The 25,137-nt window shown below is 63.8% G+C and carries 24 protein-coding genes and 1 tRNA gene; 14 read left to right on the top strand and 11 right to left on the bottom strand.

The genetic code is table 11. The features are described from left to right. Positions 1–1,037: 1,037 nt before the first annotated feature. The 3 genes from AQ619_RS12970 to AQ619_RS12960 form a co-directional block, all read right to left on the bottom strand. Positions 1,038–1,111, bottom strand: a tRNA-Cys gene (locus tag AQ619_RS12970). Between the two features lie 713 nt (positions 1,112–1,824). Next, positions 1,825–2,859 carry an alpha/beta hydrolase fold domain-containing protein gene (locus AQ619_RS12965; RefSeq protein WP_062148295.1) on the bottom strand — a complete coding sequence of 345 codons (1,035 nt, stop codon included), beginning with the start codon at positions 2,857–2,859 and terminating at the stop codon, positions 1,825–1,827. 114 nt (positions 2,860–2,973) lie between these two features. Further along, a complete protein-coding gene (locus AQ619_RS12960) occupies positions 2,974–3,699 on the bottom strand; it encodes a DUF7168 domain-containing protein (RefSeq protein WP_062148292.1) in 726 nt (241 codons plus the stop codon). A 678-nt stretch (positions 3,700–4,377) separates the two neighbouring features. On the opposite strand from AQ619_RS12960, the gene AQ619_RS12955 reads away from it, so the two are divergent. After that, entirely contained in the window at positions 4,378–4,818 is a 441-nt protein-coding gene (locus tag AQ619_RS12955) for a Ros/MucR family transcriptional regulator (protein ID WP_062148289.1), read from the top strand. 66 nt (positions 4,819–4,884) lie between these two features. Here the strand turns inward: AQ619_RS12955 and AQ619_RS12950 are convergent, their stop codons facing one another. Beyond that, positions 4,885–5,439: a GNAT family N-acetyltransferase gene (locus AQ619_RS12950; protein WP_062148285.1), complete on the bottom strand. Its 555-nt coding sequence runs from the start codon at positions 5,437–5,439 to the stop codon at positions 4,885–4,887. After that, a complete protein-coding gene (locus AQ619_RS12945) occupies positions 5,436–7,613 on the bottom strand; it encodes a S9 family peptidase (protein ID WP_062148283.1) in 2,178 nt (725 codons plus the stop codon). The genes AQ619_RS12950 and AQ619_RS12945 overlap by 4 nt, the downstream gene beginning before the upstream one ends. A 140-nt stretch (positions 7,614–7,753) precedes the next feature. On the opposite strand from AQ619_RS12945, the gene AQ619_RS12940 reads away from it, so the two are divergent. From AQ619_RS12940 to AQ619_RS12930, 3 genes are all read left to right on the top strand, one after another. Continuing rightward, entirely contained in the window at positions 7,754–8,602 is an 849-nt protein-coding gene (locus AQ619_RS12940) for a trypsin-like serine peptidase (protein WP_062148280.1), read from the top strand. Positions 8,603–8,669: 67 nt separating this feature from the next. Beyond that, positions 8,670–8,852 carry a CsbD family protein gene (locus AQ619_RS12935; protein ID WP_062148277.1) on the top strand — a complete coding sequence of 61 codons (183 nt, stop codon included), beginning with the start codon at positions 8,670–8,672 and terminating at the stop codon, positions 8,850–8,852. A gap of 113 nt (positions 8,853–8,965) precedes the next feature. Beyond that, positions 8,966–9,751 (top strand): helix-turn-helix domain-containing protein, encoded by a 786-nt coding sequence (locus AQ619_RS12930; protein ID WP_062148275.1) that lies wholly within the window; start codon positions 8,966–8,968, stop codon positions 9,749–9,751. Between the two features lie 4 nt (positions 9,752–9,755). On the opposite strand, the gene AQ619_RS12925 is transcribed toward AQ619_RS12930, so the two are convergent. Continuing rightward, positions 9,756–10,205, bottom strand: coding sequence for a MaoC family dehydratase (locus AQ619_RS12925; protein WP_062148273.1), 450 nt, complete (start codon positions 10,203–10,205; stop codon positions 9,756–9,758). Positions 10,206–10,672: 467 nt separating this feature from the next. Between AQ619_RS12925 and AQ619_RS12920 the strand changes: the two genes are divergently transcribed. The 4 genes from AQ619_RS12920 (at position 10,673) to hfaB (AQ619_RS12905) (ending at position 13,832) form a co-directional block, all read left to right on the top strand. Next, on the top strand, positions 10,673–11,278 hold the full coding sequence (locus AQ619_RS12920) for a hypothetical protein (RefSeq protein WP_062148271.1): 606 nt from the start codon (positions 10,673–10,675) through the stop codon (positions 11,276–11,278). 91 nt (positions 11,279–11,369) lie between these two features. Further along, complete coding sequence (gene hfaA, locus AQ619_RS12915) at positions 11,370–11,807, top strand: holdfast anchoring protein HfaA (protein WP_062148268.1); 438 nt, start codon at positions 11,370–11,372, stop codon at positions 11,805–11,807. A 43-nt stretch (positions 11,808–11,850) separates the two neighbouring features. Further along, positions 11,851–12,774 (top strand): holdfast anchoring protein HfaB, encoded by a 924-nt coding sequence (gene hfaB, locus AQ619_RS12910; protein WP_062148265.1) that lies wholly within the window; start codon positions 11,851–11,853, stop codon positions 12,772–12,774. Beyond that, positions 12,774–13,832 carry a holdfast anchoring protein HfaB gene (gene hfaB / locus AQ619_RS12905; protein WP_062148262.1) on the top strand — a complete coding sequence of 353 codons (1,059 nt, stop codon included), beginning with the start codon at positions 12,774–12,776 and terminating at the stop codon, positions 13,830–13,832. Before hfaB (AQ619_RS12910) ends, hfaB (AQ619_RS12905) begins: the two co-directional genes overlap by 1 nt. A 139-nt stretch (positions 13,833–13,971) precedes the next feature. On the opposite strand, the gene AQ619_RS12900 is transcribed toward hfaB (AQ619_RS12905), so the two are convergent. Further along, positions 13,972–15,495: an acyl-CoA synthetase gene (locus AQ619_RS12900; RefSeq protein ID WP_062148259.1), complete on the bottom strand. Its 1,524-nt coding sequence runs from the start codon at positions 15,493–15,495 to the stop codon at positions 13,972–13,974. Positions 15,496–15,507: 12 nt separating this feature from the next. Further along, entirely contained in the window at positions 15,508–17,175 is a 1,668-nt protein-coding gene (locus AQ619_RS12895; RefSeq protein ID WP_062148257.1) for a GMC family oxidoreductase, read from the bottom strand. A 237-nt stretch (positions 17,176–17,412) separates the two neighbouring features. Between AQ619_RS12895 and AQ619_RS12890 the strand changes: the two genes are divergently transcribed. The 5 genes from AQ619_RS12890 to mopJ all read left to right on the top strand — a co-directional run bounded on the left by AQ619_RS12890 (position 17,413) and on the right by mopJ (position 22,488). Further along, complete coding sequence (locus tag AQ619_RS12890; protein ID WP_062148254.1) at positions 17,413–18,747, top strand: cytochrome P450; 1,335 nt, start codon at positions 17,413–17,415, stop codon at positions 18,745–18,747. A 204-nt stretch (positions 18,748–18,951) separates the two neighbouring features. After that, the gene (locus AQ619_RS12885) at positions 18,952–19,836 is read left to right on the top strand and encodes a crotonase/enoyl-CoA hydratase family protein (RefSeq protein WP_062148252.1); all 885 of its coding nucleotides are present in this window, start codon (positions 18,952–18,954) and stop codon (positions 19,834–19,836) included. Positions 19,837–19,954: 118 nt separating this feature from the next. Further along, on the top strand, positions 19,955–21,178 hold the full coding sequence (locus AQ619_RS12880; protein WP_062148249.1) for a DUF2336 domain-containing protein: 1,224 nt from the start codon (positions 19,955–19,957) through the stop codon (positions 21,176–21,178). Between the two features lie 197 nt (positions 21,179–21,375). After that, the gene (locus AQ619_RS12875; RefSeq protein ID WP_062148245.1) at positions 21,376–21,795 is read left to right on the top strand and encodes a Ros/MucR family transcriptional regulator; all 420 of its coding nucleotides are present in this window, start codon (positions 21,376–21,378) and stop codon (positions 21,793–21,795) included. Positions 21,796–21,990: 195 nt separating this feature from the next. Then, a complete protein-coding gene (gene mopJ / locus AQ619_RS12870) occupies positions 21,991–22,488 on the top strand; it encodes a motility/cell cycle regulatory protein MopJ (RefSeq protein WP_166504353.1) in 498 nt (165 codons plus the stop codon). A gap of 51 nt (positions 22,489–22,539) precedes the next feature. On the opposite strand, the gene AQ619_RS12865 is transcribed toward mopJ, so the two are convergent. From AQ619_RS12865 to AQ619_RS12855, 3 genes are read right to left on the bottom strand one after another with little or no spacing between them, the layout of a single operon-like run. Continuing rightward, complete coding sequence (locus tag AQ619_RS12865; protein WP_062148240.1) at positions 22,540–23,451, bottom strand: ribokinase; 912 nt, start codon at positions 23,449–23,451, stop codon at positions 22,540–22,542. A gap of 10 nt (positions 23,452–23,461) precedes the next feature. Then, entirely contained in the window at positions 23,462–24,259 is a 798-nt protein-coding gene (fliP, locus tag AQ619_RS12860) for a flagellar type III secretion system pore protein FliP (RefSeq protein ID WP_378108999.1), read from the bottom strand. After that, positions 24,259–24,570 carry a flagellar biosynthetic protein FliO gene (locus tag AQ619_RS12855; protein WP_062148237.1) on the bottom strand — a complete coding sequence of 104 codons (312 nt, stop codon included), beginning with the start codon at positions 24,568–24,570 and terminating at the stop codon, positions 24,259–24,261. The genes fliP and AQ619_RS12855 overlap by 1 nt, the downstream gene beginning before the upstream one ends. Positions 24,571–24,687: 117 nt before the next feature. Here AQ619_RS12855 and flgB point away from each other — a divergent pair, with 117 nt between their 5' ends. After that, positions 24,688–25,134: a flagellar basal body rod protein FlgB gene (flgB, locus tag AQ619_RS12850; protein WP_062148234.1), complete on the top strand. Its 447-nt coding sequence runs from the start codon at positions 24,688–24,690 to the stop codon at positions 25,132–25,134. The last annotated feature ends 3 nt before the right edge of the window (positions 25,135–25,137 follow it).

Genomic DNA, 25,137 nt, shown 5'->3' with positions numbered 1-25,137 from the left:
ATCCCTCTGCTTGGCCGAGGGCCGCAGTATGGGTTGGGTCGTGAGTACTGGTCAACCGAACTGGGCGTCTCAGTCTAACGCGTCTCCGGCTTGGTCATCAGGCCGACAGGCAGGCTGAAACGCGCATTTCTGAGCGGACTGGACGGTCTGGATTCGGCGCTCTAGTCTGGATAACAATGTTTGTGCAAACGGGGAGGATAGACATGAAGTTTGGCGCAATAGCCATCATTTCGGCCGCAATCGTCGCTCTACCGGTCACTGTCTCATCGGCACCGGCGAACGGCTCTGGACAACAGTATCAAGCACCAAGGTCCAGAGAGATGGCCACTTGTCTTGATAGCTCGACACAGCCCGGCTTCTTCCGAAACTCCTGCCCTTGGGCCATCACCATCTCGTGGTGCAGCGGAAGCAGTTGTGAGGTCCCCACCGAGGGTGGGATTGTGCTGCTTTATGGCGAGTCGGTATCCCATGGGCTCGGCAATTCCCCCTATCGGTACTTCGTTTGCACGGGCCGAAACACGCTCAAGGCCAATCCGGCCGGGAAAGTCCATGGCCCTTGGTGTGAGGGCCCTGAATAGGGCGCGCCTGGACCTCGGCTCGCCGGAAACCTGACGCTCAGGCTGGTAACGGCGCTGACGGTTTAACGCTGACCTGCCTCCAAGGCATGGTGGCGGGATGGAGCCGATCAGCTTGAAGCGGCGACGGTTCTCGGCGGTGGTGACTTCGCGGGCGGTCGGCGAGGCAGCTTCTCGCTGATCGCCCGTTATTGACCGAACCACCGGACTCGCAAGTTCAACACCTACATGGGCTTGCAGCTTGTCTTTGGGAGGTCAATGGGATGTCCGCTAACCAGCTCGGAGCTTGCCGGTCACTCACTCCGGTCTCTCGCTACCCATGATAGATATGCCAATCGCGTTCCATCTCGCAGGTCAATGCGAAGCGTCTAGCCAAGCAGATGCGAGACAGTGCTGAGGACGTTTCCTGCCAACCGGTCTGCAAACCGGAGAACGTCGTTGAATTTAAACCATTGAAAAAATTGGAGGCCCGGCCCGGAATCGAACCGGGGTGCACGGATTTGCAATCCGCTGCGTCACCACTCCGCCACCGGGCCATCCGGGTCAACGCAATCGGGCGTCGGCGAAGAGAGGGCGTTGGATACAGGTTCAGTTCTCAAGTCGCAACTGTCTCTTGCGTCCTGAGCGTTATGATCCGGAATTCGTTGGCCCCCGGGTTTCCGAGCGCATGGACGAGGAACGAAACATCAGCAGGTTGTTGTGTTGGCGTCGGGTAGCGAACTCGTGTCCTTCAGTTTGCAAAAATCGCGGGTGCTGTCCGTCATACGATTGAATTAGCACGCCTTTGCCGCACCGTGCCGCGTTGGCCCCATAGGCGGCGAGGGCTGCTTCTGGTCCTGGCGCGCCGCATCAGTTCGGCCAGAGGCGGCTGATTGTATGTCGGTGCCCGGTGCCGGGCACGGCGCATCGAAATAGGTTCGGGCTTCCTCTGGAAGGGCGGCAGCCAACCGGTTCATCGGGCCCCGGGGCTGAGGTCATGCGGGCTTATTCGTAGAGGATCTGTAGGCGACTGCTAATCGGAGACCGCAACCATGCTGCGGTTCAGGGTCTTTGAGCGCGGCGGCGGCTTGGTTGTTGTCCAGGTCGCCGGTCACCTAGAGCGTCGCGCGGGAAAATGACCGCGAGTTTCCTCAGAAGCGGCGCGAAACCAAGACCCTAGAGCGGAGCTGGCGATCCCTTAGTCGTGCGCGCCAATCCAGCCGCTTCGCAATCAGGTCCACAAGTCGAAGACCGCAAGCGCCCGCCTTCGCTACCCGATGCAGAAATTGGCGATGTCGCTGGCGGTGTCGCGGCTGATGTCCGGGCAGCAGATCGGGAAGATTTCCGTTCCGTGGATGGTGCCCATCACCTGGCGGCAGCGGGCGCTGACCCCGGCCGCCATCAGCCGGCGATAGAAGGCGATGCCTTCATCCCGCAGCGGATCACATTCGTTGACGCTGATCACGACAGGCGGCAGGCCCCTCAGGTCTTCAAGGGTCGCAAAACCCGGCCAGGCCAGTGGATTGCGGGCTTCGAACGCCTCGATGCCATAGGCCATGGCCGCCCGGTTATGGTGCAGCTGCAGCAGTATGCCGTTGTTCTCCGTCGAGGACGGGTGCTCATCCAGCGGCCACTTGCCGGCAATATAGGGGCACAGGGCATAGAGGCCCGTGATCAGCCCCAGATCACCGTCGGCCTTGAGCTTCAGACCGGTTGCCAGGGTCAGGTTGCCGCCGCCGCTTTCGCCGGCGACGATGATCCGGGCCGGGTCGATGTTCAGGGCCGCGCTATTGGCGTGAACCCACTTCAGCCCCGAAACGCAATCGTTCAGGCCGGCTGGGAACGGTGCTACCTCGCTGACGGAGGAGGGCAGGGTCGCGTTGCGGAAATCGACCATGGCGACTGCCACCCCACGGGCGGCGATGATCCGGCCCCAGGCGCGATAGTTGCCGTCAAAGCACGACAGGCGCTCCATGCCGCCGCCATGGATATAGTAGACGCAAGGCAGGCACTCATCCGTATCGGGGCGGATGAACTGGATATTGATCAGGTTGCCATCGGGCAGGGAGACGACCTGCTCGGTCCTCGTTACAAGTCCCGTCGACGGTGCCACGGCTTCGTTGTCGCACATGTTGAGAAAGGCCTTCAGGCCGGCCGCAGCGGCCAGGGCCTGTGGGCTGGTTTCCTGGGCCAGCAGTTCCTCGCGGCTGGCGACGTCGCCAGGGCTGATGCCAAATTCGGTGGCGCCGAAGATCGCCTTGATGCGCGGGTCAATGCGGGGGTCTTCGGCGATCTTGGAGGCCATGGGAGATCCTGGTCTTGCGGTTGGGGTTGGGACGAGTGCGATGCGGTAGACACGGCCTGGCCCAGATCCCCAGCCTGCCCGCCGTCCCAGGGAATGGCAAGCCGCGCCCGGCGGCTATGAGACGTCGCGATTTCCGATAGTGGAATGGAGGGTCAGGGACGCGCCTGCCGCGCCGCCGGCGTCGTAGGCGTCGGGCGAAACGGTGCGGTTTGCGCGACGCACGGTCCGCAGTTTCAGATCAAGCCGGTCGAGTTCGGCCTCGACGACCGAGGCCTTGAGGACAACCAGATCACGACCGGTGCCGAGGTTGGCCTGGTCGCGCTGAGCCTTCATCGCGGTCAGTTTGGCCGCGATCGAGGTGACCATGCCGAGGGTGAAGGAGGCATTGACCAGGTGGCGGTCCTGGTGCCGGAACTTCTGATAGTCGGCGCTGGTCTTGTAGCGGCCCAGCTCAGAGCGGACGGCTGTATCGACCAGGTCGGTCAGGGAGTGCGCGGCTTCGACATCGGCGCTCAGGCCAAAGAAAACGAATCGGTGCTCGCCGGCCGGGGCTTTTTCGCGCCAGACCCGGCAATCGCAGAAGCTTGCTATGGCTCCGACACAGCCATCCAGCGGGATTCGCTTGTTGCGATGGGTTTCGTATTCGCGCCGCTCACAGGGCGAATCACGGATTTCGACATCGGTCAGGGACAGGTCGTGGCGATCGAGCAGCTCGGCGACCTTGGCGGCGGCGGACAGGGCCTCGCTCTCGGTGCAGCCGTTCTCCGTGGTCTTGGCCCGCAGCCCCTGGATGCGAATCTTGAGCCGGTCGAGGGCGGCGAGGTCGGACTTTTCGTTCAAGGCTCGCTCCCGAATTCATCGCCTGGGCCCCCATCAGAGCGCCGCTGGGCAGCTCTATCAGAGCCGCTGCGCCATTGGGCTGAAGATGCGAGCCCCGACGTTTTCAGGCCCGGCCTGGGGTCCATCATAGGGCCAATTGCAGCTCACCAGCGCGGGCTGATTGCGGTGGCCTTAGGCGGCGCGACCCTTTACGGCGGCGTGATAAGTCATTGTTTTTATTGGCCTGCGAAAAGCGGGAACTCCGGGATAAGCCTTTATGGGCACAGGCCTAATGCGCGATTTTGGTACCGTCATTCCAGGTTTGGGTTCTGGTTCTCCAGTCACGTCACCCCAATCGCGTCTTGAATCGCCTGCGGCACCTTCGCCTGACTTTCGGGAAGCCTTGGCCGGCCGATCGGACGGTAACGCTTTATCGGCGCAAAATTCGAAATCCGTCGCTGGGAATTGGATGGCGGTTCTTGGCGTGCCGCTTGACTGAACTCTGTTACATCTGTCCAGGCGCGCACCTCCTGCGACCTGTGGACTTCGTACTTTGCGAACGATCGTTCGATAGAGCGTCGCTGGACATAGAAAAGACGGCATGAAACCGGGTTATCGAACCCAAATTGATCCCCTGACTACTTGTATTCCAACGTCAGGGGTGTATTTCCAAATCAAAGCCTGATTGGAGACCTAATCGTGGAAGACAAAGCCTCGCTCATCGAACTGACCGCGGAAATCGTGGCCAACTATGTCGCGAATAACAGCACGCCGGTATCGGATCTTCCGGCCCTCATTCGCGCAACGCACGATGCCCTTGCTGGTATTGGTTCGCCGGAAGCTCCGGTTGTCGAGGCCGTTACGAAGGCGACTGCAGCCCAGATTCGGAAGAGCATTACGCCAGACGCCCTGATCAGCTTTGAGGACGGCAAGCCGTACAAGACTCTGAAGCGTCACCTGACTACGCACGGCATGACCGTGGCGGAATACAAGGCCAAGTGGGGCCTGCCCAACGACTATCCCACCACCGCGCCGGCCTATAGTGAAGCCCGTTCGGCCATGGCCAAGGCCCTGGGCCTCGGCCAGGGGGGGCGCAAGGCCAAGAGCCCGGCCAAGGCTCCGCGCGCCCGCAAGGCCTAGACTTTACGAACTAAGACTTGAAAAGGGCCGGTGCGAGAGCGCCGGCCCTTTTTGATGGGGTTTTTGCTAAACGCCGCTGAGCGACAGGCCCGGCGTATCAGGCTGGCGCTCGCCGCCGCCGTTCAGGGGGCGCTGCATCCAGACCAGATCGACCCAGCGGCCAAACTTGTGGCCCATGTCGGGAAAAACACCCTTCTTCTCGAACTCCAGGGCGGCATGCAGGCCGATCGAGGCGGTGTTGCCGCTATCGCCGATCACCGCGCACATCTGGCGCAGGCCCAGGGCCTCACAGGCCTCGATCAGGGCCTTGAGCAGGGCACGGCCTATGCCTCGGCCCACGGCCTCGGGTGACACATAGATGCTGTCCTCGACCGTATAGCGATAGGCCGCGCGCAGCCGGAAGGGGCCGGCATAGGCATAGCCCAGCACGATGCCGTCCTGTTCGGCCACCAGATAGGGCAGGCCCCGCTGCAGCACGCCCGCGCGACGCCGGGCGATTTCGTCCTGTGGCGGAGGCTCTTCCTCGAAGGTGCCCAGGCCGTTCAGCACGTTCCAGCCATAGATTGCGGTGATGGCCGGAATATCCAGGTCTGTAGAAGGGCGAACGATAACCGGGCTCAAGCGTCCCAACCCTTTTCCACCGCCCAGACCGCGAAGGCGTAGTCGAGGGCGATCTCCTTGAGGAAATCAAATCGGCCGGAGGCTCCGCCATGGCCGGCGTCCATATTGATCTTCAACAGGACCGGCTTGCCACTGGTGGTGGCCGGCCGCAGTTTGGCGACCCACTTTTCCGGTTCCCAGTAGGTGACCCGTGGATCCGACAGGCCGCCGGTAGCGAGGATCGCCGGATAGGGCTTGGCCGTCACATTGTCGTAGGGGCTGTAGCTGGCGATATAGTCATAGGCCGCCGCGTCCTCCAGAGGATTGCCCCATTCGGGCCATTCCGGCGGCGTGAGCGGCAGGCTGGTGTCGCTCATGGTGTTGACCACATCGACGAACGGCACCGCCGCGATGATCCCGGCGAACAGGTCGGGGCGCATATTGGTGATAGCGCCCATCAGCAGGCCGCCTGCCGAGCCGCCATAGGCGACCGTATTGGCGGGCTTGCCATAGCCGGCACCATGCAGGTGCTCGGCGCAGGCAATGAAATCCGTGAAGGTGTTCTTCTTCTTGTCCTTCTTGCCATCCAGGAACCAGCTCCAGCCCTTTTCGGAGCCGCCCCGCGGGCAGGCCGTGGCCCAGATCCAGCCGCGATCCACCAGGCTGAAGTTGCGGATCGAGAAGCTTGCCTCCATCGAGATCCCGTAGCTGCCATAACCGTACAGCAGCAGCGGGGCCGAGCCGTCGAGCTTTGTTCCCTTCTTCATCAGGACGAAGATCGGCACCTCGGCACCGTCGCTGGCCCTGGCGTTCAGACGGCGGGTCTCGTATTTGGACGGGTCGTGACCCGACGGGATTTCCTGCGTCTTGCGCAGGGTGCGGGTGCGGCCGGCCATGTCATAGTCGAACCACTGCCGTGGCGTGGTCATCGAGTTATAGACGAACCGGACGGTCGTCGTGTCGTACTCGTAACCACCTTCCAGGCTCAGGGCGTAGGCCGCTTCATCGAAGTCGACCACGTGCTCCTCGCCGCCCTTGGTCGTGATCACGATCCGGTTGACGGCATCGACCTTTTCCAGACGGGCGAAATGCTGGCTGAAGGCGATCATGCCGACGATCAGCCGCCCTGGCTTATGGGCGATCCAGTCTTTCCAATGGGTCTTGCCCGGTGTCGCTTCCGGCGCAGTCACCAGCTTCCAGTCGACGGCACCATCGGCATTGGTGCGGATCACGAAGTGATCGTTCCAGTGGTCCAGCTCATAACGGAGACCCACCTGGCGGGGTTCGACGATCCTGGGCTTGGCCGTGGGGTCGCTGGCCGGGATCAGCAGATTCTCGCTGGTTTCCTGGTTGCCGCAGCTGATGAGGATGAACTTCTCGGACGAGACCGTGCCGACGCCGATGAAGAAGCCCTCGTCCGGCTCGTCATAGACCAGCACATCGTCCTTGGTGCCACCGCGGGCCGGGCGGCGATGTATGCGGGCCGGACGGCCATTATCGTCCCGGAAGGTCCAGAACAGCCACTGGCTATCCGGAGAGAAGCAGAAGTCGCCGGTGCTGCTTTCGACGGGGGCGTCCAGAACCTGGCCCGTCGCCAGATCCTTGACGTAGATCCGGAAGACTTCCGACCCCTGCTCATCCACCGCGAAGGCGTACAGGCTGTGGTCGGGTGAATGGCTGGCGGCCCCGACCTGGTAGAAGGCCTTGCCCTTGGACTCGGTTTCCTCGTCCAGAAGGACCTGCTCGGCACCACCGCCCCTGGGCTTGCGGGCATGGATCGGATGCTGAGCGCCGGTCTCGAAGCGGGTGTAGTATTCCCAGGGACCGTCAGGGGCGGGGACTGAGGCGTCGTCCTGCTTGATGCGGCCCTTCATCTCCTCGAACATCGCCGCCTGCAGGGGCTCGGTCGAGGCCAGCATGGCCTTGGTATAGGCGTTCTCGGCCATCAGATGGTCCTTGACGTCCGCCTTGATCAGAGACGGATCGCGCAGGACCTTCTGCCAGTTGTCGTCCTTCATCCAGGCGTAGTCGTCCGTCCGGACACGGCCGAGCTGTTCAATGCGCTTGGGCTCCTTCTTGGCGACGGGCGGAGCGGGGCGGGCGGTTCTGGGTGCGGACATGGAAATCCCGGGACTGAAAACAGGGGTCGACGTAAGTACGGCGGCCGCGCTCGTCATCATCTGACGTCGATTCATGATGCTGATCTCCCCACCCGGCCGCAAACGCCCTCTGCGTCAGATCGCCAACTTGCGGGCCTTGGTCGCTCTGGTCAAATTGAACCGGCGAGGCAGGCTGATGCGCGCCGCGCAGTGTAGAGTAAAGAGTAGAGGCACCGATGGTGTACGACCTGTCCGTCGAGCTGATCCAGGCGACGGTACAGCTGGAGCAGCCCCTCGCCGACGGCTCTCGAACGGTCGGGACCGGCTTTCTTATAACCGACAGCGACGCCGACGGTCGGCCGCGCACCATTCTGATCACGGCGGCCCATGTTCTGGACCGCATGCCTGCGGTTTCGGTCAGGATCGGCTATCGCGTTCAGGCTCAGGACGGGGTCTGGCGCTATGATCCCCAGACCCTGAAAATCCGCGACGGTGACCATCCGCTCTGGGTCAAGCATGCGGGTCGCGATGTCGCCGCCCTTGTGGTCCAGGTTCCTCCGGCGTTCGCCAAGGCCGCCATTCCCCTGGCCTGGTTGGCCCAGGACGACACCTTCGACAAATTTGCCCTGGGGCCGGGCGACGAGATGATGGTCCTGGGCTTTCCACGGGGGCTGTCGGCCAATACGGCGGGGTTTCCAATCCTGAGGTCGGGACGTGTCGCGTCCTATCCCCTGGCTCCCGTGACCGCCTATCCGACCTTCCTGATGGATTTCTCGGTCTTTCCGGGCAATTCCGGCGGCCCGGTTTTCATGGCCGAGGGCGCGAGGCGTCGCCCGGGCGCGAAGGAGGTTCAGGATGTCCAGTTCATTGCCGGCCTGGTGACCCAGCAGGTTGAGCTGTCGGGTGAGCGGCTCGAGATCGGCATTGTCACCCACGCCAAATACATCCGCGAAACGATCGCCCTGCTGGGCAAGGCACCGCCGACGGTGCTGACTGAAGGTCCATCCGTTGTGGGGCCGAAGATCCAGGCCGAGACGGCCGCCTCGGCGGCGGTCTCGGCCATCGCCCTGGGTGAGGCGCGCTAGTCTTTTCGGAACCTTCGGTCTGGCCCATCCGTTCTCGTGGGGACATCCACCCCCACAGGAGCTAGCCATGAGCAGCAACCGCATCGAAGGCGCGATCGACAAGGGCGTCGGCGCCGGCAAGGAAGCCGTCGGCAAGATGACCGGCAATGAGCGCCTCGAAGCCGAGGGGCTGATCCAGAAGGCCAAGGGTGACGTCCAGAACAAGGTCGGCCATGTCCAGGATGCGGTCGGCACGGCGATCAAGAAATAAAGCCGGCGTGAGGGCCCCGGAGGCGACTCCGGGGCCTTTTGTCATGCGGTGGTGCGCCAGCGCATTACGCATGAGGTAATGGCGCGTCGGCCGGGCTCGGCTTAGCTTGCCTCATGACCACGACCGTTCTCACCATTGGTGAACGCCTTCGCGACTGGCGCCGCAAGCGGCGCCTCAGCCAGCTGGATCTGGCCTGTGAGGCTGAGATCTCGACCCGGCATCTGTCCTTTCTGGAGACCGGCCGGGCTGCGCCCAGTCGCGACATGGTGCTGCGTCTGGCCGAGGGCCTGGGCGTGCCGCTGCGCGAGCGCAACGCCCTGCTGCTGGCCGCTGGCTTTGCACCGGTCTTTCCCGAGCGCTCTCTGGATGATCCAGGCCTGGATGCGGCCAGGATTGCGGTCGAGGCGGTCTTGGCCGCTCACATGCCTTTCCCGGCTCTGGTGATTGATCGCCGCTGGACGATCCTGGCCAGTAATGCCTCGGCAAACCTGCTGATGGCCGGTGTCGATCCCCGGCTTCTCGAGCCGCCTGTGAATGTCCTGCGCCTTAGCCTGCACCCCGACGGTGTGGCACCGCGGATCGCCAATCTGGCAGAGTTACGAGGGCATACGCTTTCGCGACTGCGACGTGAGCTGGCAGACAATGGCGATGCGGGTCTGGCGGACCTGATCCGTGAACTGGCTGCCTATCCGGGCGGGGAAACCTATCCGCGCGGCGGGGAGGGCATGATCGCCGTGCCACTTCGCCTGCAAACGCCCTTGGGCGAACTCTCATTCCTCACCACGACCATGACCTTCAGTGGGGCGCTGGACGTGACGGTCTCGGAATTGACCATCGAGACCTTCCTGCCGGCCAATCCCGCCACGGCCGCCGCTTTGCGGTCCGTGGCGGCTGGCTAGCCTATCAGGTGCCGTAGATGATCGAGATCGTCTCGGCCACGCAGGCCGGGCGGTCTTCGCCCTCGATCTCGATCGTGCATTCGTTTTTCATCTGCAGTCCGCCGGCCTTGGCTTCGACACTGAGAAGCTTCTGGCGCATGCGAACGCGCTTGCCGACCCGGACCATGCCCGTGAAGCGGACCTTGTCGCAGCCATAGTTGATGCCACGGGTCACGCCGGTCACTCGCAGGATGCCAGCGCCCAGCAGGGGGATCAGCGACAGGGTCAGATAGCCGTGAGCGATCGGGCCGCCGATCTCGCGGGTGGCGCGCTCAACATCGACATGGATCCACTGGTGGTCACCGGTGGCCTCGGCAAACTGGTTGACCCGCTCCTGGCTGACCTCAACCCAGTCCGAAACGCCGATCTCCTGACCGACCAGGCCGGCGACATCCCCATAGGCGACTTCTTTCATGGCGTTCTCCCAAACGTCTTGCAGGTAAACAGTTGTTTGATTGATCCCATGGCCGGGCCCTTTGGGCAAGGTCGCCCCGAAGGCATGTGGCGCGCCTACGGCCGGGTCGGGTGATGGGATCTCGGCCGCTGCGCCTGTGTCAAATGGACACAGTCAGTATGGGCCAGGATTGGACGACGCCTTGAAAGGTCTCGCTTACTGCCAGGGTGAAGTAAACATCCATTAACATAAACAATAACTTAATTTATAACATCGCGTTAAGGTTTGGACGTTTTTGAACTACTGAAATGTGACGGTGAGGTGAGTGGCCTGAATTTACTGATATATCGAAGTTAGCGGAAATTTACACTTTGATCGACCGATCTGAAAACTGATCGGATTGGATCATTGAAGGGGTTTCATTCAAAAGGTGGCATGCGCCTTGCGAAGTTCCATTCGCCGAATGTCGGCTAAAATGGAGAAACCAGATGAACCGCACTATGCTATTCGCCGTCGCCGCCCTGATGGTCGCCGGTACTGCCCAAGCTCAAACGATCAACAACGGACAGACCAACAGCTCCAACATTCGCGCTAAGCTCAATGCGACTGTTTCTGATGTTCAGGACAAGGTTGCTCTGACTTCGGCCGGTATCGGCAACAGCGTCACTCTGGAAGGCACGACTGCCAACGCCATCAACAATACGCAGCGCTTCTTTGGTGATGTTTCGGCAGAACTGAACGCAACTGTCAATGGCGTTGGCAAGACTGTCGATGTGACCTCGGCGGCCATCGCCAATACGGCTTCAGTCAAGGCTGACTGGGTCGGTGTTGTGAACAATGTTCAATACGCCAACTACGATCCGACCGCCGTCCTCAACGCCACCCTGACCAACATCAGCGGCGAAGTGAATGCGACCGCTGCCGCGATCAGCAACACGGCCACCATCGAAACTGATCTGGGCCAGGTCAACTCGACCCAGGTCAACTATGCCGCCGTCAACGCCACCGCCAATACGACCATCCGCAATGTCAGCGACTCGGTCTCGGCGACGGCCGCTGCAATCGGCAACACCCTGTCCGTCAAGGGCTTCTAAGGCGACGAGGGACGCTCGTTGAGGCCTCACGAGCGTCCTTTTCCTCTTCCACTGGCCCCTGATCCTTCATTCCCGCCCCAGGACCTGACCCATGTTCAAGATGCTCAAGCCATCACTCGCCATCACCCTGCTGGTCGCGCCCTGCCATGCCGGGGCCCAGACCCTGGGCAGCGTCGGCCTCGGCAGTCTCGAAGCCGGCTATGGCAATGGCCGGGCGATGGAGGCCGAGCGCTTCAATCCATCGACGCGTGACAGCCAGGGCAACCGGATCATCAAGGACGGGATCATCCAGTCCGGCACAGGCGGCAGCCTGACCACGACCAATACCGGTTCTGCCTTCTATGGCGCGGCGTTCTTTGAAAGCGGTGCTGGCAACAGCGCGACCGCCATCGGCAACCTGGTCAATGTCACGGTCGAGGGCTCGAACAACACCATCGTGCTCAACAGCGTCCAGACCAATTCGGGGTCGGTCAAGGCCACCGCCGTGCTCAATGGTTCGACCTCGACGGCCACCGGTTCGGGCCATTAGCGCCCGGGTTCGGCACCTTCGGTCTAACAAGGAAAACAGCATCATGTTGCTCGCTCGAGCCCTGGGGGGCATCGGCCTGTCGGCGGCGATCCTCGCCGTTTCGCCGGCCAGCCTGGCCGCCGAGTCCGGCGGGGACTATGCCCGGCCGATCGGCGATGCGCCCGCCACGCGCAATCCGACACCCTATACGCCGGCCCTGATCTGCCTGGCCCGCCAGCCGATGGCCCGACCGATGCCCCGCATCTCGGTCGGACGGATCTCGGACATGACCGGCAAGGCCGATTTCGAGACGGGAGCCAAGGTCAGTCAGGGTGCGTCGCTGTTTGCCATCACCGCCCTCGGCAAGGCCGGCTTCCCGGTGGTCGAGCGTCTCGACAATTCCGTGGCCGAGATTGAACTGAACTATGCCCGGCAGCGGCTCCTTTCCGACACGCCCGAACTCGCGGGCAGCAGCGGTGACAACTACCGGCGGATCCTGGCCGGCCAGATCGCGGGTTCGTCCTACTACATCGTCGGGGGCATCACCGAGCTGAACTACAATATTCGCTCGACCGGAGCCGATGCCCAGGTCGGCGACCGCGGACTGAACGGCGTGCGCGCCGGTGTCTCGGGTCAGACCTATGTGCTCAACATCGCCATCGACCTTCGGCTCGTGAACTCGCGCTCCCAGGAAGTGGTCGACATGGTCTCCTACCAGAAGCAACTGGTCGGCCGCAGCCTGGACCTCGGTCTGACCGCTGGCGAGGACAAGCTCGGCGCGGCGGCATCCTATGGCCGCAGCGGCATGGAGCCCATCCAGGCGGCGGTTCGCACCCTGGTCGAGCGCGGCGTGTTCGAACTGGTCGCCGGCTTCCGCGATGGCAAGGCCAAGGACCTTTGCCTCGATCCGCTCACTGAGCCCGGCGGTCCGACCCTGCCGGCCTATGCCGCCCAGCGCACCCCTCAAGCCCAGCAAGGAACCTGGTGATGATCCGCGGCACGTCCCTCAAAGCCGGCCGCCCCCATGCCGGTCTGGTCGCCACCGTCGCCAGCCTGATGCTGGCCGGCTGCGCCTCGACCAGCGCCGACACGGTCACCGGCCTCTATGCCAAGCCGATTGGCGACGCCCCTGCCACGGCCAATCCGACCCCGTATTCGGCAGCCCTGGCCTGTCTGGCCAACCAGGCCGCCGCCACGGGCCGCGCCTCGCCCCGGGTCGCCGTCGGGGCCATCTCCGACCTGACCGGCAAGCGTGACTTCACCACCGGTGCCAAGATCAGCCAGGGGGCGTCGCTCTTTGCGCTCAGCGCCCTGGGCAAGGCCGGGTTGAGGTTGGTCGAGCGGGCCGATCGCGGCATCTCCGACACGGAGCTGGCCTATGCCCAGAAGCACACCCTGTCGGATAGCCCCGAAAAGGCCGGTACGGACCCCGAGAACTACCGCCCGATCTATGCCGGCCAGATCGCCGGGTCGGATTTCTACATCGTCGGGGGGCTGACGGAACTGAACTACAATATCCGCTCGACCGGCGTGGACGCGCGCGGCGGTGACCGGGGAGCCGAGGGCCTGAAAGGCTCCCTGACGGGCAGCACCTATGTGATCAATATCGCCATCGACATGCGGATGGTCGACTCCCGGTCCCAGGAGATCATCGACATCACCTCCTATCAGAAGCAGGTCATCGGCCGTGAGATCAAGCCGGGCGTCTTTGACTTCCTGAACGGCAATGTCATCGACATTTCAGGTGGCAAGAGCGAGCTGGAGCCGATGCAACTGGCGGCCCGCACCCTGGTCGAGCGCAGCATCTACGACTTCGCCAGCACCCTTCTGCAGATCCAGCCGACCGACTGCCTCGACGAATCCGCCGACGGCACCAAGACCCGCTCGACGCAACGTATCCAGACGCCTCAGGCCCCGGCCCAGCCGGCTGTGACCCGCAAGACCACCGCACCGGCGGTCCCCGCTGCTCCCGTTTACAATGGCCCCTATCTGGATCGTGCGCGCTGGCTGGCCCCCGACCGCGGTGCCTCTGCCGCCCGCCCCTAGAGTCGCTAGCTATAGTCCCGCCCTCGTCCTTCGACAGGCTCAGGATGAGGGCTAAATCCATGGCGGGCCGTCGAAAACCTCATCCTGAGCCTGTCGAAGGACGAGGTTTTCGCGCCAAAACGGTCAGCGTCTACTGACCCTAGGTCTTGGCCCAGTAGGCATCCCGGATCAGCCGCTTGTAGAGCTTGCCGGTGGCATGCCTCGGCAGTTCCTGCATGAAGTCGATCCGCCGGGGCGACTTCACATGGCTGAGATTGGCGCGGGCGAAGGCCATCAGTTCTTCGCTGAGCGCCGTGTGGTCCTCAGCCCAGGCCAGGGGCTGGATCACCGCCACGACCTTTTCGCCCATCTCCTCGCACGGGGCCCCGACCACGGCGGCGTCGGCCACCTTGGGGTGGGTGATCAGCAGGTTTTCGATCTCCTGCGGATAGATGTTCACCCCGCCGGAGATGATCATGAAGCTCTTGCGGTCGGTGAGGTAGAGATAGCCCTCCTCGTCGGCCCAGCCCACATCGCCCAGGGTCGTCCAGCCGTGCTGGTTATAGCTCTCGGCGGTCTTTTCCGGGGCATTGTGATAGGCGACGGCCGGCCCGTTGGCGAAATAGACCGCGCCTTCGGTGCGGGGCGGGACGGGATTGCCGTCCTCGTCGCAGATGCGCAGTTCGCCCAGCACGGCCTGGCCGACCGAGCCCTTGTGGGTCAGCCAGTTCTCGGAATTGATCCAGCAGAAGCCGTTACCCTCGGTGCCGGCATAGTATTCGAAGATGACCGGGCCCCACCAGGCGATCATCTGTTCCTTGACCGGGACCGGGCACGGCGCAGCGGCGTGGACGGCCGACTTCATCGACGAGACGTCGTATCTGGCGCGGACCTCTTCGGGGAGCTTGAGCATCCGCACGAAGTGGGTTGGCACGAACTGGCCGCAGCTGACCTTGTGCTTTTCGATCAGGGCCAGGGCGGCTTCGGGGTCGAACTTCTCCATCACGATGACGGTGCCGCCCAGCTTATGGACGCTCATGCACCAGCGCAGCGGCGCTGCATGATAGAGCGGGGCCGGGGACAGGTAGATGCTGTCACCGGAGAAGCCGAACAGGCCCTGGGCCATCATCTGCAAGGCGTTGGGCTGATCGATCGGACCGCCGTTCAGGGCAGGTTTGACGCCCTTGGGCCGGCCGGTCGTGCCGGACGAATACAGCATGTCCGAACCGGCGCTTTCGTCGGCAACCGGCGTTGCCGGCATGGCGGCGCGGGCCGCCTCGAAGTCGGCATAGGCCCCATGGGCGCCGCCGACCGTGAACAGCGTCAGTCCCGGAACCAGGGCGGGAATCTCATCGATCAGCGGGGCCATGGCCGTCGAGGTGATGAACACCTGGGCCCCGCAGTCCTGCAGGATGTACTGCGTCTCGGCGGCGGTCAGCTTGGTCGAGACACAGACATAGTAGAGTCCGGCGCGCTGGGCGGCCCAGGCGATCTCGAAGAAGCGGGCATTGTTCTCCATCAGGATGGCAATGACGTCGCCGCCGTTCAGTCCCAGGCTGCGGAACAGTTGCGCCCCCTGGTTCGAGCGGGCGTCCAGTTGGCCGTAGGTTACGACCTCCGCGGAGCCCGCCATGATGTAGGCCGGCTTGTCGGGCTGGGTCTGGGCGTGGAGATAGGGATGCATGCGTTCGGTTCCCTAGGCCGCGACCGGAGTCTTGGCGTCCTGCAGGATCATGGCGGACCCCTTCTCGCCGATCATGATGGCGGGCGCGTTGGTGTTGCCCGAGATCAGGCGCGGCATGATCGAGGCATCGACCACCCGCAGACCGTCCACGCCGCGAACCCGCAGTTGGGCGTCGACCACGGCCATTGGGCCGCTGCCCATCGCGCAGGTGCCGACCGGATGGTAGAGGGTTGAGCCCGAAGCGCGGGCATATTCCAGCAGCATTTCGTCGGTCTCGAAACCGGGACCCGGGTTCATCTCCTGCTCGACATATTTGGCAATGGCCGGCTGTTCACCGATCTTGCGGGCCCATTTCAGACCGGCAACCGCGACCTCCTGGTCGAGGGGATCGGCCAGATAGTTGGCGACAATCGCCGGATATTCTGACGGATCCGCCGACTTGATATGGATGTGTCCGCGGCTTTCCGGGCGCAGCTGGCAGGGGGCGATGGTCATGCCCGGCGCGTCTTCCAGCTCCATCTTCTGTTCGTTGAACAGCTTTTCCAGATCCATGGTAGCCGGCAGGATGTGGAACTGGATATCCGGCCCAGCCAGATCGGGGCGGGACTTGCAGAACGCCGCCACATGGGCGGCCGACAGGGTCAGCAGGCCCTTGCGGAACAGCACATATTTGAGCGCTTGGCCCGCCAGTTGGGCGCCCTTGCTCATGGCGTTGATCGACGGCGCGCCGGTCTTCAGGCGGTAGCGTACGCCCGTCAGATAATGATCCTGCAGGTTTTCGCCGACACCCGGCAGGTCACTGACGACCGCGATCCCCCGCTGACGCAGAAGCTCGCCATTGCCGATGCCCGAAAGCTCCAGAAGCTGGGGCGAGTTGATCGCGCCGCCGGCCAGGATCACCTCGGCGCGGGCCTTGGCCGTGCGCTTGACGCCGTTCTGGACGAACTCGACGCCCGCGGCGCGCTTGCCTTCAAAGATCACCCGGCTGGCCAGGGCATTGGTCTCGACCTGCAGGTTGGGACGCTTCATGGCCGGATGCAGATAGGCCACGGCGGCCGAACAGCGCGCGCCGTTCTTCTGGGTCACCTGATACCAGGTGGCCCCTTCCTGATCCTTGCCGTTGAGGTCGGCATAGCGCGGGATCCCGGCCTGGTCGCAGGCTTCGATCAGGGCATCGGAGATCACGTTGCCATCGCGCATGTCGGCGACATTCAGGGGGCCGCCCGTGGCGTGAAGCTCGCAGCCGCCGCGCTCCTGGTTCTCGGCCTTGCGGAACCAGGGCAGGACATCGTCCCAGGCCCAGCCTTCGCAGCCGAGTTGCCGCCAGCCGTCATAGTCGGCCTGCTGTCCGCGGACATAGAGCATGGCATTGATCGAGGAGGAGCCCCCCAGAACCTTGCCGCGCGGCCAGACATGCGAGCGACCACCGGTGCTGGGGTCGGGCTCGGTCGTGTAGAGCCAGTTGACCTTCGGATCCTTCAGGGTCTGGGCATAGCCGACCGGAATATGAATCATCAGGTTGGAGGCGAACTGGGAGAGATTCCTGGTCGGCCGGTCGTCGCCGCCGGCTTCCAGCAGCAGCACCTTGAAGCGCCCGTTCTCTGACAGCCTTGCAGCCAGCACGCATCCGGCCGAACCGGCACCCACGACGATATAGTCCGCCTCGATGATCGCGCTCATCGTTTCCTCCCAAGGGCGCGCTTGAGCGCGCACCATTTTTTGTGTTTCGAGCGCCTGCTTTTGCAAGAGCTCGGGGCCGCCCGCCTGTACCCGCGTGATCGGCGTTAACTCACAATGCGCAGGTCTGGCCAGAACGCAAAGCCTCACCTTGCGTCAGTTGCCGTCGCGGCGCCGTTGGCCCGGGGCCATTCACCACTATCTTGTATCCACAGAACGATGTTCCCGGGAGATTGAAGCGTGGATCTGATCAGCCAGACAGTGGTGGACGGCAAGGCCGGCCCCGGAGCGGGAACGACCTATCCGACCCTGCCAGATGTCGATCTCGCCGACATCTTCCGCTTCACCAAGGGTCAGCCCTTCGCCGACTATGCCCGTCTGCGGGCCGAGGCGCCGGTGATGTGGCATGCCGAGCCCTATGGTGGCCCGGGCTTCTGGGCCGTGACGCGGCATGAGGACGTCATGTCCGTCAATGGCGACCCGACCACCTATTCCTCGCAGCGGGGCGGCATCCTGATGTCGATGGGCCCGCCCGAGAAGCGCCACGCCCTCCTGTTCCGGGCGTCCATGGATACGATGATCAATCTCGACGCGCCGCATCACCTGCAGCTGCGTCGCGAGCACATGCCCTATTTCACCCCGTCCTATCTGCGCGGCATCACCGAGGCCGTGAAGGGCGAGGTCACGCGCCTGCTCGACGCCATGGAGCCCCTGCTGGCGGACGGGCAGACCATCGACATGGTCGAGCATTTCTCGAGCGTGCTGCCGCTGTTCACCCTGTGCGAAATCCTCGGCGTTCCGCCGGAGGACCGTCCGCGCTTTCTGAAGTGGATGCACTATCTGGAGCGCGCCCAGGACCTGGCCGTGCAACAGGCCGCCGCGCCGATCACCCCGACGCTTGAGCTCATGCAGTTCGTCATGGACTTCAACAACAACGTCGAGGAGATGTTCGACTATGGCCGGATGATGCTGCTCAAGCGTCGCGAGGATCCCAAGAACGACCTGATGAGCGCCATCGCCCGGGCCCAGGTCGACGGAGCCCTGTTGGCCGACGAGTATCTGGACGGGTCGTGGCTGCTGATCGTCTTCGCCGGCAATGACACCACGCGCAACACCCTCTCGGGCGCGATGAAGCTGCTGACCGAGTTTCCCGACCAGAAGCAGCTGCTGATCGACAATCCAGGCCTGATGGGCGGCGCGGTCGACGAGTTCATCCGCATGGTCAGCCCGGTGATCTATATGCGCCGGACGGCCACGGCCGATGTCGAGCTGAACGGTCAGATGATCCGTGAGGGCGAGAAGGTCATCATGTACTACGGCGCGGCCAACCGCGATCCGGAGGTCTTCCCTGAGCCCGACCAGCTGGATGTCCGTCGGCCCAATGCCGGCAAGCATATCGCCTTCGGCTATGGCCCCCATACCTGCATCGGCAAGCGCGTGGCCCAGATCCAGCTGGAAGAAGCCTATCGCCAGATCCTGGCCCGCTTCCCCGACCTGGTTGCTACAGGCGAGATGGAGATTGCGCCCAACAACTTCGTTCACGCGATCAGCAAGCTGATGGTGAAGCGGGGGTAGGGTCTAGACCCGATCTCCCCGGCGAAAGCCGGGGCCCAGACCGAGCCCGCGAGCGTCGGAGATTTCTGACCGGCTCGTAGGCGCATCATCCCCAGCCTCTCTGGATGAATCTGGGCCCCGGCCTTCGCCGGGGAGATCGGATGATGGGTGATTGCCCTCAATTCATACGCATGTTTGACTGCCTGAAAATCAGGAGGAGCCCCCATGTCGCAACCCACCTTCGAGACCCTACTCTACGACGTCGAGGACGGGATCGCGACGATCACCCTGAACCGGCCCGAGCGGATGAACGCCTTCACCGCCCGGATGATGAAGGACCTGATCGAGGTGTTCGACGTCACCGACGCCGACGATGACGTGAAGGTGGTGATCGTCACCGGGGCAGGCCGGGCCTTCTGCGCCGGGGCGGATCTGGGGGCCGGCGGGGCGACCTTTGACCGTACCTCGCCCCAGGCTCTGGAGCGGGAAGAGGGCAAGGTCGGCGACATCTATCGCGACGGTGGCGGACGCTGCACCCTGCGCATGTATGACAGCCTCAAGCCGATCATTGCCGCCGTAAACGGTGCAGCCGTGGGCGTGGGCGTCACCATGCAGCTGCCGATGGACATCCGGCTGGCCTCGACCGACGCCAAGTTCGGCTTCGTGTTCGCGCGTCGGGGGATCAATCCGGAAGCGGCCTCATCCTGGTTCCTGCCGCGCCTGGTCGGCATGCAGACGGCGCTGGAGTGGTGCTATACGGGGCGGGTCTTCGGGGCCCAGGAAGCGCTCGATCGCGGTCTGGTCCGCTCGCTGCACGCGCCTGAGGACCTGCTGCCCGCCGCCCGGGCCCTGGCGCGCGAGATCGCCGACAACAGCGCGCCGGTCTCGGTGGCCCTGACGCGTCAGCTGTTGTGGCGGATGGCCGGTGCCGACCACCCGATGGAAGCTCACAAGGCCGATAGCCGGGCGATCCAGGCCCGTGGGGCCGCTGCTGATGCCAAGGAGGGCGTCACGTCGTTTCTGGAGAAGCGGTCGCCGGTGTATCCGGACAAGGTCTCGACCGACCTGCCGGACATCTGGCCGGCCTGGGGCTCGCACCCCTTTAGCTGACGGCACGCGGGAACGGTTGGGCGTCATTGTGCCGCGTACGTCGAACCGTTCCGCTCATCGGACGTTAAGGACGATCTGATCAGTTCAGGTTGACGGCGGATCGACCGTCAGGATGACCATGAGCGAACCTGCGCCAACTGCCCCTTACCAACCCGCCGAGGCCCCCAAGCCTCGGGCCAGGTCGCGTGCGGCTCTGCTCAAGCGCCTCGCTGATGTGGTTTGTCTGCCGGCCAGTCGGGTCAACGCCTTTGAACGCGCGATGACCGCCGACCTTCTGGTCGAGATGCTGCGCGATGCGGTGGTGGAGGAGCGCGAAAAGGTCGCCCGCCGTCTGGCTACCCTCGTTGAAATGCCCGGAACCCTGGTCCGGCTGTTGCTGCGCGATGAGATCTCTGTGGCACGGGCGCTGCTCGAGAATTCCCCGACCCTGGGTGACGCCGATCTGATCGATTGTGTGCGTCACGCCACGCTCGAGCACCGGCGCATGATCGCCCAGCGCCGTGGCGTTGCGGAAATGGTTTCCGATGCCCTGGTCGAGTCTGGTGAGGCCTCGGTGGTCGAAGTGCTCCTGCGCAATGAGCTGGGGCGGCTGGGCCATCAGACTGTCGAGACGGTCGTGGCCATGTCGCGCGACAATCCTCGCCTGTTGCCGCTGCTGCTTCGCCGGCCCGAGCTGCGCCCCAGCCACGCCTATGTGATGTTCTGGTGGGCGGATGCCGATGCGCGCAAGCTGATCCTGCAGCGTTTCGCGGTGTCACGGGAGATCCTGCAGGACGCTGTCGGCGACCTGTTCGCCATCGCCTCGGAAGAGGGGTGGCAGGACCCGATGTCGCGCAAGGCGCTGCAGTTCATCGAGCGCCGACAGCGCAATCGCGCCGCCATCGCCAAGAGCCCGTTTGACAGCCTCGACGATGCAGTGGCCGCCGCCCAGACGGGCCTGACCCGTGACGTGGCCGAGGAAATCTCCTACCTGTCGGGTCTGAAGCCCATGACCGGGGCCAAGATCTTCACCGATCCGGGCGGAGAGCCCCTGGCGATCCTGTGCAAGGCGACCGGTCTGCCGCGCGCCGCCGTGCGGGCCCTGTGGCGTGGCCTGCGCCGGCCCGAAACCGACTCGACCGGTGCCATGGTCCCGGCGCTTGAGCGGGTCATGGCAGTCTTTGACATGATTGCCGTGGATCGCGCCCAGACGGTGCTGCGCTACTGGAACTGGTCGCTGTCCTCCGCCATGACGCCAGCCCTGCTCAAGGCCATCCGCGAAGGCGACGAGGCGGCCGTGGACGAATATTCGGTGCCACAGCGTGCCGCTATGCTGGCCCTGTCGCGCGATTTCGGGCGCTAAATCAAATATCGCTGAACGCATTCGTCCAGAGTTTGCCGGGACTTGAGGAGATCAGTCCCGCAGTTCGGTTTGAACGGATGTTTCAATCTGTATTCTTGGGGCCGGGTTATTGCCGCAAGAGGCTATAATCTATATCCACGCGATGTCTGGTTCCAGGAATCAGCAAAGAACAAACAAATCGCGACGGGCTAGGCAAAATGGACGACCAATCGGACCTCCTCGACATGACGGCCGGCATTGTCTCGGCTTATGTCGGCAACAACACCGTGGCCGCGAACGATGTTCCGGCCTTGATCCGTCAGGTTCATGTCGCCCTGTCGGCGATCGGCACCCCGGCCGAGGCCGAACCGATGGCCTCACGCGAGCCCGCCGTTCCCGTCAAGCGCTCGATTGCGCCGGATCATCTCGTCTGTCTGGAGGACGGTCGCAAGTTCAAGTCACTCAAGCGTCACCTGCGCACCAAGTACGACATGAGCCCTGAAGAGTACCGGGCCAAGTGGAACCTCCCCAAGGACTACCCCATGGTCGCGCCCAACTACGCCAAGGCGCGTTCGGAACTCGCCAAGTCGATGGGTCTGGGCCAAGGCGGCCGCAAGCCGCCGCGTGGCGCGAAATAGCCGAGTCGGATCAAGCGCTTGCCGGCCTGGCAACCTGACGTTTTCGCCGCCCGCCCTCTGAGCCAGAGGGCGGGCGGTTCGCTTGCAGGTTGACACTTCACCGAAATATTGGCTGGCGATGCTGTTTTCACTTGCCCGCGATTCGTTCCTTAAGCGATAGTGAATCGTCGTGATTCCAACGGCTTGTTAAGGAATCTGAAGATGAACGCGCAGTTGAGCGCATCGGCCTCCGCGGCCCGCGCTCACCAGGAGATGTTCGCCTATTGGGCGTCACTCCGACGGGGGGCAGCCCTCCCGGCGCGTGCGGACCTGAATCCGCTCGGCATCAAGCGCATGCTGCCGACAGTCAGCCTTATCGACGTGCTCAATGAGCCGCGGGACTATCGCCTGCGTCTGGCCGGCACCGGCCTCTATGGCGTCTATGGTCGCGAGATCACCGGCAAGGGTTTGTCTGACGTCTATAATGCTGCGGCCACCGACTACTGGCGCAAGGAGCTGGACAAGGTCGTCGACGGTCGCCGCCCGGGCGTGGGCGTCCACAGCATGGCCTGGCGCGGAGCTCCGCACATGTCGATCCTGTGGCTGCGTCTGCCCCTGGCCAGCAACGGCAAGGACGTCGACATGATCCTGGGCTACGACGCGGTGATCGGCTCGGCGTCGGATCACGGGTTCAGCGGAATCCGCGCGGCCTGAGCCGGATCGCGACGCTTTCCCCTGTGTTCCCGGGGCGCGGGCAGTAGGCCTTCACCCCTCCAGAAACGCCTCGACTTCGCGCTTGCTGGGCATCGACGGGGCCGCACCCGATTTCTGAACCGACAGGGCGGCGGCGGCATTGGCCAGTTCGACCGCCTCGCGCAGATCCATGCTGATCGCCAGGGCCGAAGCCAGGGCCCCGCAGAAGCAGTCGCCGGCTCCGGTGGTGTCTATGGCCTTGACCTTGCGACCTTCGATCAGGAAGGCCTCGTCGCGACGGATGCAGGCCACGCCTGCTGCGCCGAGGGTGACAATCACGATCTGGTCGGGACGGCTCATCAGCTTGCGGGAAGCCCGTGACACCTCTTCCAGCTTGGCCGGCTCAGCGTCGAGCTTGGCATAGGTCGCCAGTTCGGTCTGGTTGAGGATCAGGATGTCGGTCAGGGGGAACAGGGCGGCGCCCTGTGGCAGGGCGGGTGCGGCATTGAGGATGCGGAGGGCCCCCTTGGCGGCTCCGGCCCGGAACAGGGCCTCAATGGCCTGGGCAGGCGATTCCAGCTGGCTGAGCAGGACGCGCTGACCTTCCAGGGCCGTTGCGGCGACATGTTGCGGTGTAACGGCGGCATTGGCACCGCTGGTGACAACGATCATGTTCTCGCCGCCGGACCCGACCCAGACATGGGCCTGGCCGGTCGGGGTGCCTTTCAGCTCGAAGACATCACTGACCTGCACCCCATATCCCGCCAGGGTAGCCTTGAGGTTTGGACCGCTGTCCTCCTTGCCGACCGCGCCCATCAGCCGGGTCGGGGCACCCATGCGCGCCGCGGCGACGGCCTGATTGGCCCCCTTGCCGCCGGGAAACAGTTCCAGCGAGAGGCCGGCCACCGTCTCGCCCGGGCGCGGCAGATCATCGACCCGTGCCACGGCGTCCAGATTGATGGAGCCCAGGACAAATACGCTCATAACTCAGTCCCTAACCGCCAGCGCCACGCTGGAAACTCTCGACAAGACTGCCTGCAACGAGTCGCCAGCCATCGACCAGAACGAAGAAGATCAGCTTGAACGGCAGGCTGATCGTTGCCGGTGGGAGCATCATCATACCCATGCTCATCAGCACACTGGCCACGACCAGATCGATGACCAGGAACGGGATGAACAGCAGGAAGCCGATCGTGAAGGCCTTCTTCAGTTCCGAGATCATGAAGGCCGGGGTCACGACCTTGAGCGGGGTATCCGCGGCGGTCTTGGGTGTGGGGATCTTCGACAGGCGCACGAACAGGGCCAGGTCCTCGCGATCGACCTGTCGGAGCATGAACGTCTTGACCGGCCCGGAAGCGGCCTCGAAGGCCTCGGGCAGCTCCATCTGCTTGTCCAGCAGGGGCTTGACGCCCAGATCGTATGACCGCTCGAAGGTCGGTCCCATGACGATGGCCGTAAGGAACAGGGCCAGGCTGATGATCACCGGATTGGGCGGGCTCTGCTGTACGCCGATGGCAGTGCGCAGCAGGCCCAGCACCACAACGATACGGACGAACGAGGTGGTCATGATCACGATCGACGGTGCCAGGGACAGCACCGTCAGCAGGCCGACCATCTGGACGACACGTTCGGACAGGCCGGCCCCGGTGCCCAGGTTCACATTGATCGCAGACTGGGCGAGGGCGGCGGCCGGCATCACGGCCGTGGCAAAGGCTGCCAGCACGGAAATCAGGGCGGCTCGCCGCAGGTCCTGCGGCTGTGCCCCTGTGATGGCTTTGATCAGGCTGCGCATCAGGCGACAGGCTCCGGGGTCGGCGCGGCGGGGGCGGGCGGTACAGGCACAGGGCGTGGGCCCCAATCCAGAAGCTTGCCTTCACCCAGCAGCATCAGGCGTTCTTCGCCGTCGAGGCTGAAGATCACCAGGCGGCGTGTCGGGTCCAGGACGAGGCTCTCGACCACGCGCATGCGGCGGACCTGGTGGGCGCTGACCAGTCGTGTCAGGGCGTCCGGACCGAACCGGCGCAGGGCATAGGCCGCCAAGCCGATCAGGCCCAGGGTTACGGCCAGAGCGGCGATAGCGCGGATGAATTCGACGATGTTCATGGCGCCTGGATCGACCAACGCTGCGAGACAAGATGGCGCAGGGCAAATGCCCCGCCACCAGTGGTTAGCCCGCGGCTCCTTAATGGCCGATTAACCCTGTTTCTTCACCATGATCGCATGGGACCCGATGACATTCCTCTTTTCGGCATGCTCAAGAGCCGGCTCGGCTATCTGTCCGAGCGGCAGAAGGTCATTGCCCAGAACGTGGCCAATGCCAGCACGCCCGGCTATCAGCCGCGCGACCTGAAGCCTTACAGCTTTCAGGCCTCGCTGATGAACCAGAGTGCCGGCGGCCAGCCCTATCGTGGCGGCAAGGTCGTTCCGGCGGGCGGAGTCTCGATGATGGCGACCTCGGCCTCGCACATGGTCGCTTCCCATGCGCCGAGCGCCTGGCGGGCCACGGCCGGTGCCGACTCGGTCACCACGCTCGATGGCAATGCCGTGAGCCTCGAGGACCAGATGCTCAAGATGTCCGACGCGCGCATGAACTATGACGCCGCGGTCGGCTTTTACCAGAAGTCCATGACCATGCTGCGGATGGCCGCACGCAAGGTTAACGGCTGAGGA

It is taken from the genome of Caulobacter henricii (assembly GCF_001414055.1).
GTDB lineage: Bacteria > Pseudomonadota > Alphaproteobacteria > Caulobacterales > Caulobacteraceae > Caulobacter > Caulobacter henricii.
This window is presented reverse-complemented; position numbering and strand designations above follow the sequence as displayed.

Coding starts and splice junctions, on each gene's coding strand:
- AQ619_RS12885 (WP_062148252.1), top strand. CDS start 18,952: ATGTCGCAACCCACCTTCGAGACCCTACTCTACGACGTCGAGGACGGG.
- hfaB (WP_062148265.1), top strand. CDS start 11,851: ATGTTGCTCGCTCGAGCCCTGGGGGGCATCGGCCTGTCGGCGGCGATC.
- fliP (WP_378108999.1), bottom strand. CDS start 24,259: ATGCGCAGCCTGATCAAAGCCATCACAGGGGCACAGCCGCAGGACCTG.
- flgB (WP_062148234.1), top strand. CDS start 24,688: ATGGGACCCGATGACATTCCTCTTTTCGGCATGCTCAAGAGCCGGCTC.
- AQ619_RS12935 (WP_062148277.1), top strand. CDS start 8,670: ATGAGCAGCAACCGCATCGAAGGCGCGATCGACAAGGGCGTCGGCGCC.
- AQ619_RS12920 (WP_062148271.1), top strand. CDS start 10,673: ATGAACCGCACTATGCTATTCGCCGTCGCCGCCCTGATGGTCGCCGGT.
- AQ619_RS12900 (WP_062148259.1), bottom strand. CDS start 15,495: ATGCATCCCTATCTCCACGCCCAGACCCAGCCCGACAAGCCGGCCTAC.
- AQ619_RS12930 (WP_062148275.1), top strand. CDS start 8,966: ATGACCACGACCGTTCTCACCATTGGTGAACGCCTTCGCGACTGGCGC.
- AQ619_RS12875 (WP_062148245.1), top strand. CDS start 21,376: ATGGACGACCAATCGGACCTCCTCGACATGACGGCCGGCATTGTCTCG.
- AQ619_RS12965 (WP_062148295.1), bottom strand. CDS start 2,859: ATGGCCTCCAAGATCGCCGAAGACCCCCGCATTGACCCGCGCATCAAG.
- AQ619_RS12895 (WP_062148257.1), bottom strand. CDS start 17,175: ATGAGCGCGATCATCGAGGCGGACTATATCGTCGTGGGTGCCGGTTCG.
- AQ619_RS12925 (WP_062148273.1), bottom strand. CDS start 10,205: ATGAAAGAAGTCGCCTATGGGGATGTCGCCGGCCTGGTCGGTCAGGAG.
- AQ619_RS12945 (WP_062148283.1), bottom strand. CDS start 7,613: ATGAATCGACGTCAGATGATGACGAGCGCGGCCGCCGTACTTACGTCG.
- hfaA (WP_062148268.1), top strand. CDS start 11,370: ATGTTCAAGATGCTCAAGCCATCACTCGCCATCACCCTGCTGGTCGCG.
- AQ619_RS12880 (WP_062148249.1), top strand. CDS start 19,955: ATGAGCGAACCTGCGCCAACTGCCCCTTACCAACCCGCCGAGGCCCCC.
- AQ619_RS12855 (WP_062148237.1), bottom strand. CDS start 24,570: ATGAACATCGTCGAATTCATCCGCGCTATCGCCGCTCTGGCCGTAACC.
- AQ619_RS12940 (WP_062148280.1), top strand. CDS start 7,754: ATGGTGTACGACCTGTCCGTCGAGCTGATCCAGGCGACGGTACAGCTG.
- hfaB (WP_062148262.1), top strand. CDS start 12,774: ATGATCCGCGGCACGTCCCTCAAAGCCGGCCGCCCCCATGCCGGTCTG.
- AQ619_RS12865 (WP_062148240.1), bottom strand. CDS start 23,451: ATGAGCGTATTTGTCCTGGGCTCCATCAATCTGGACGCCGTGGCACGG.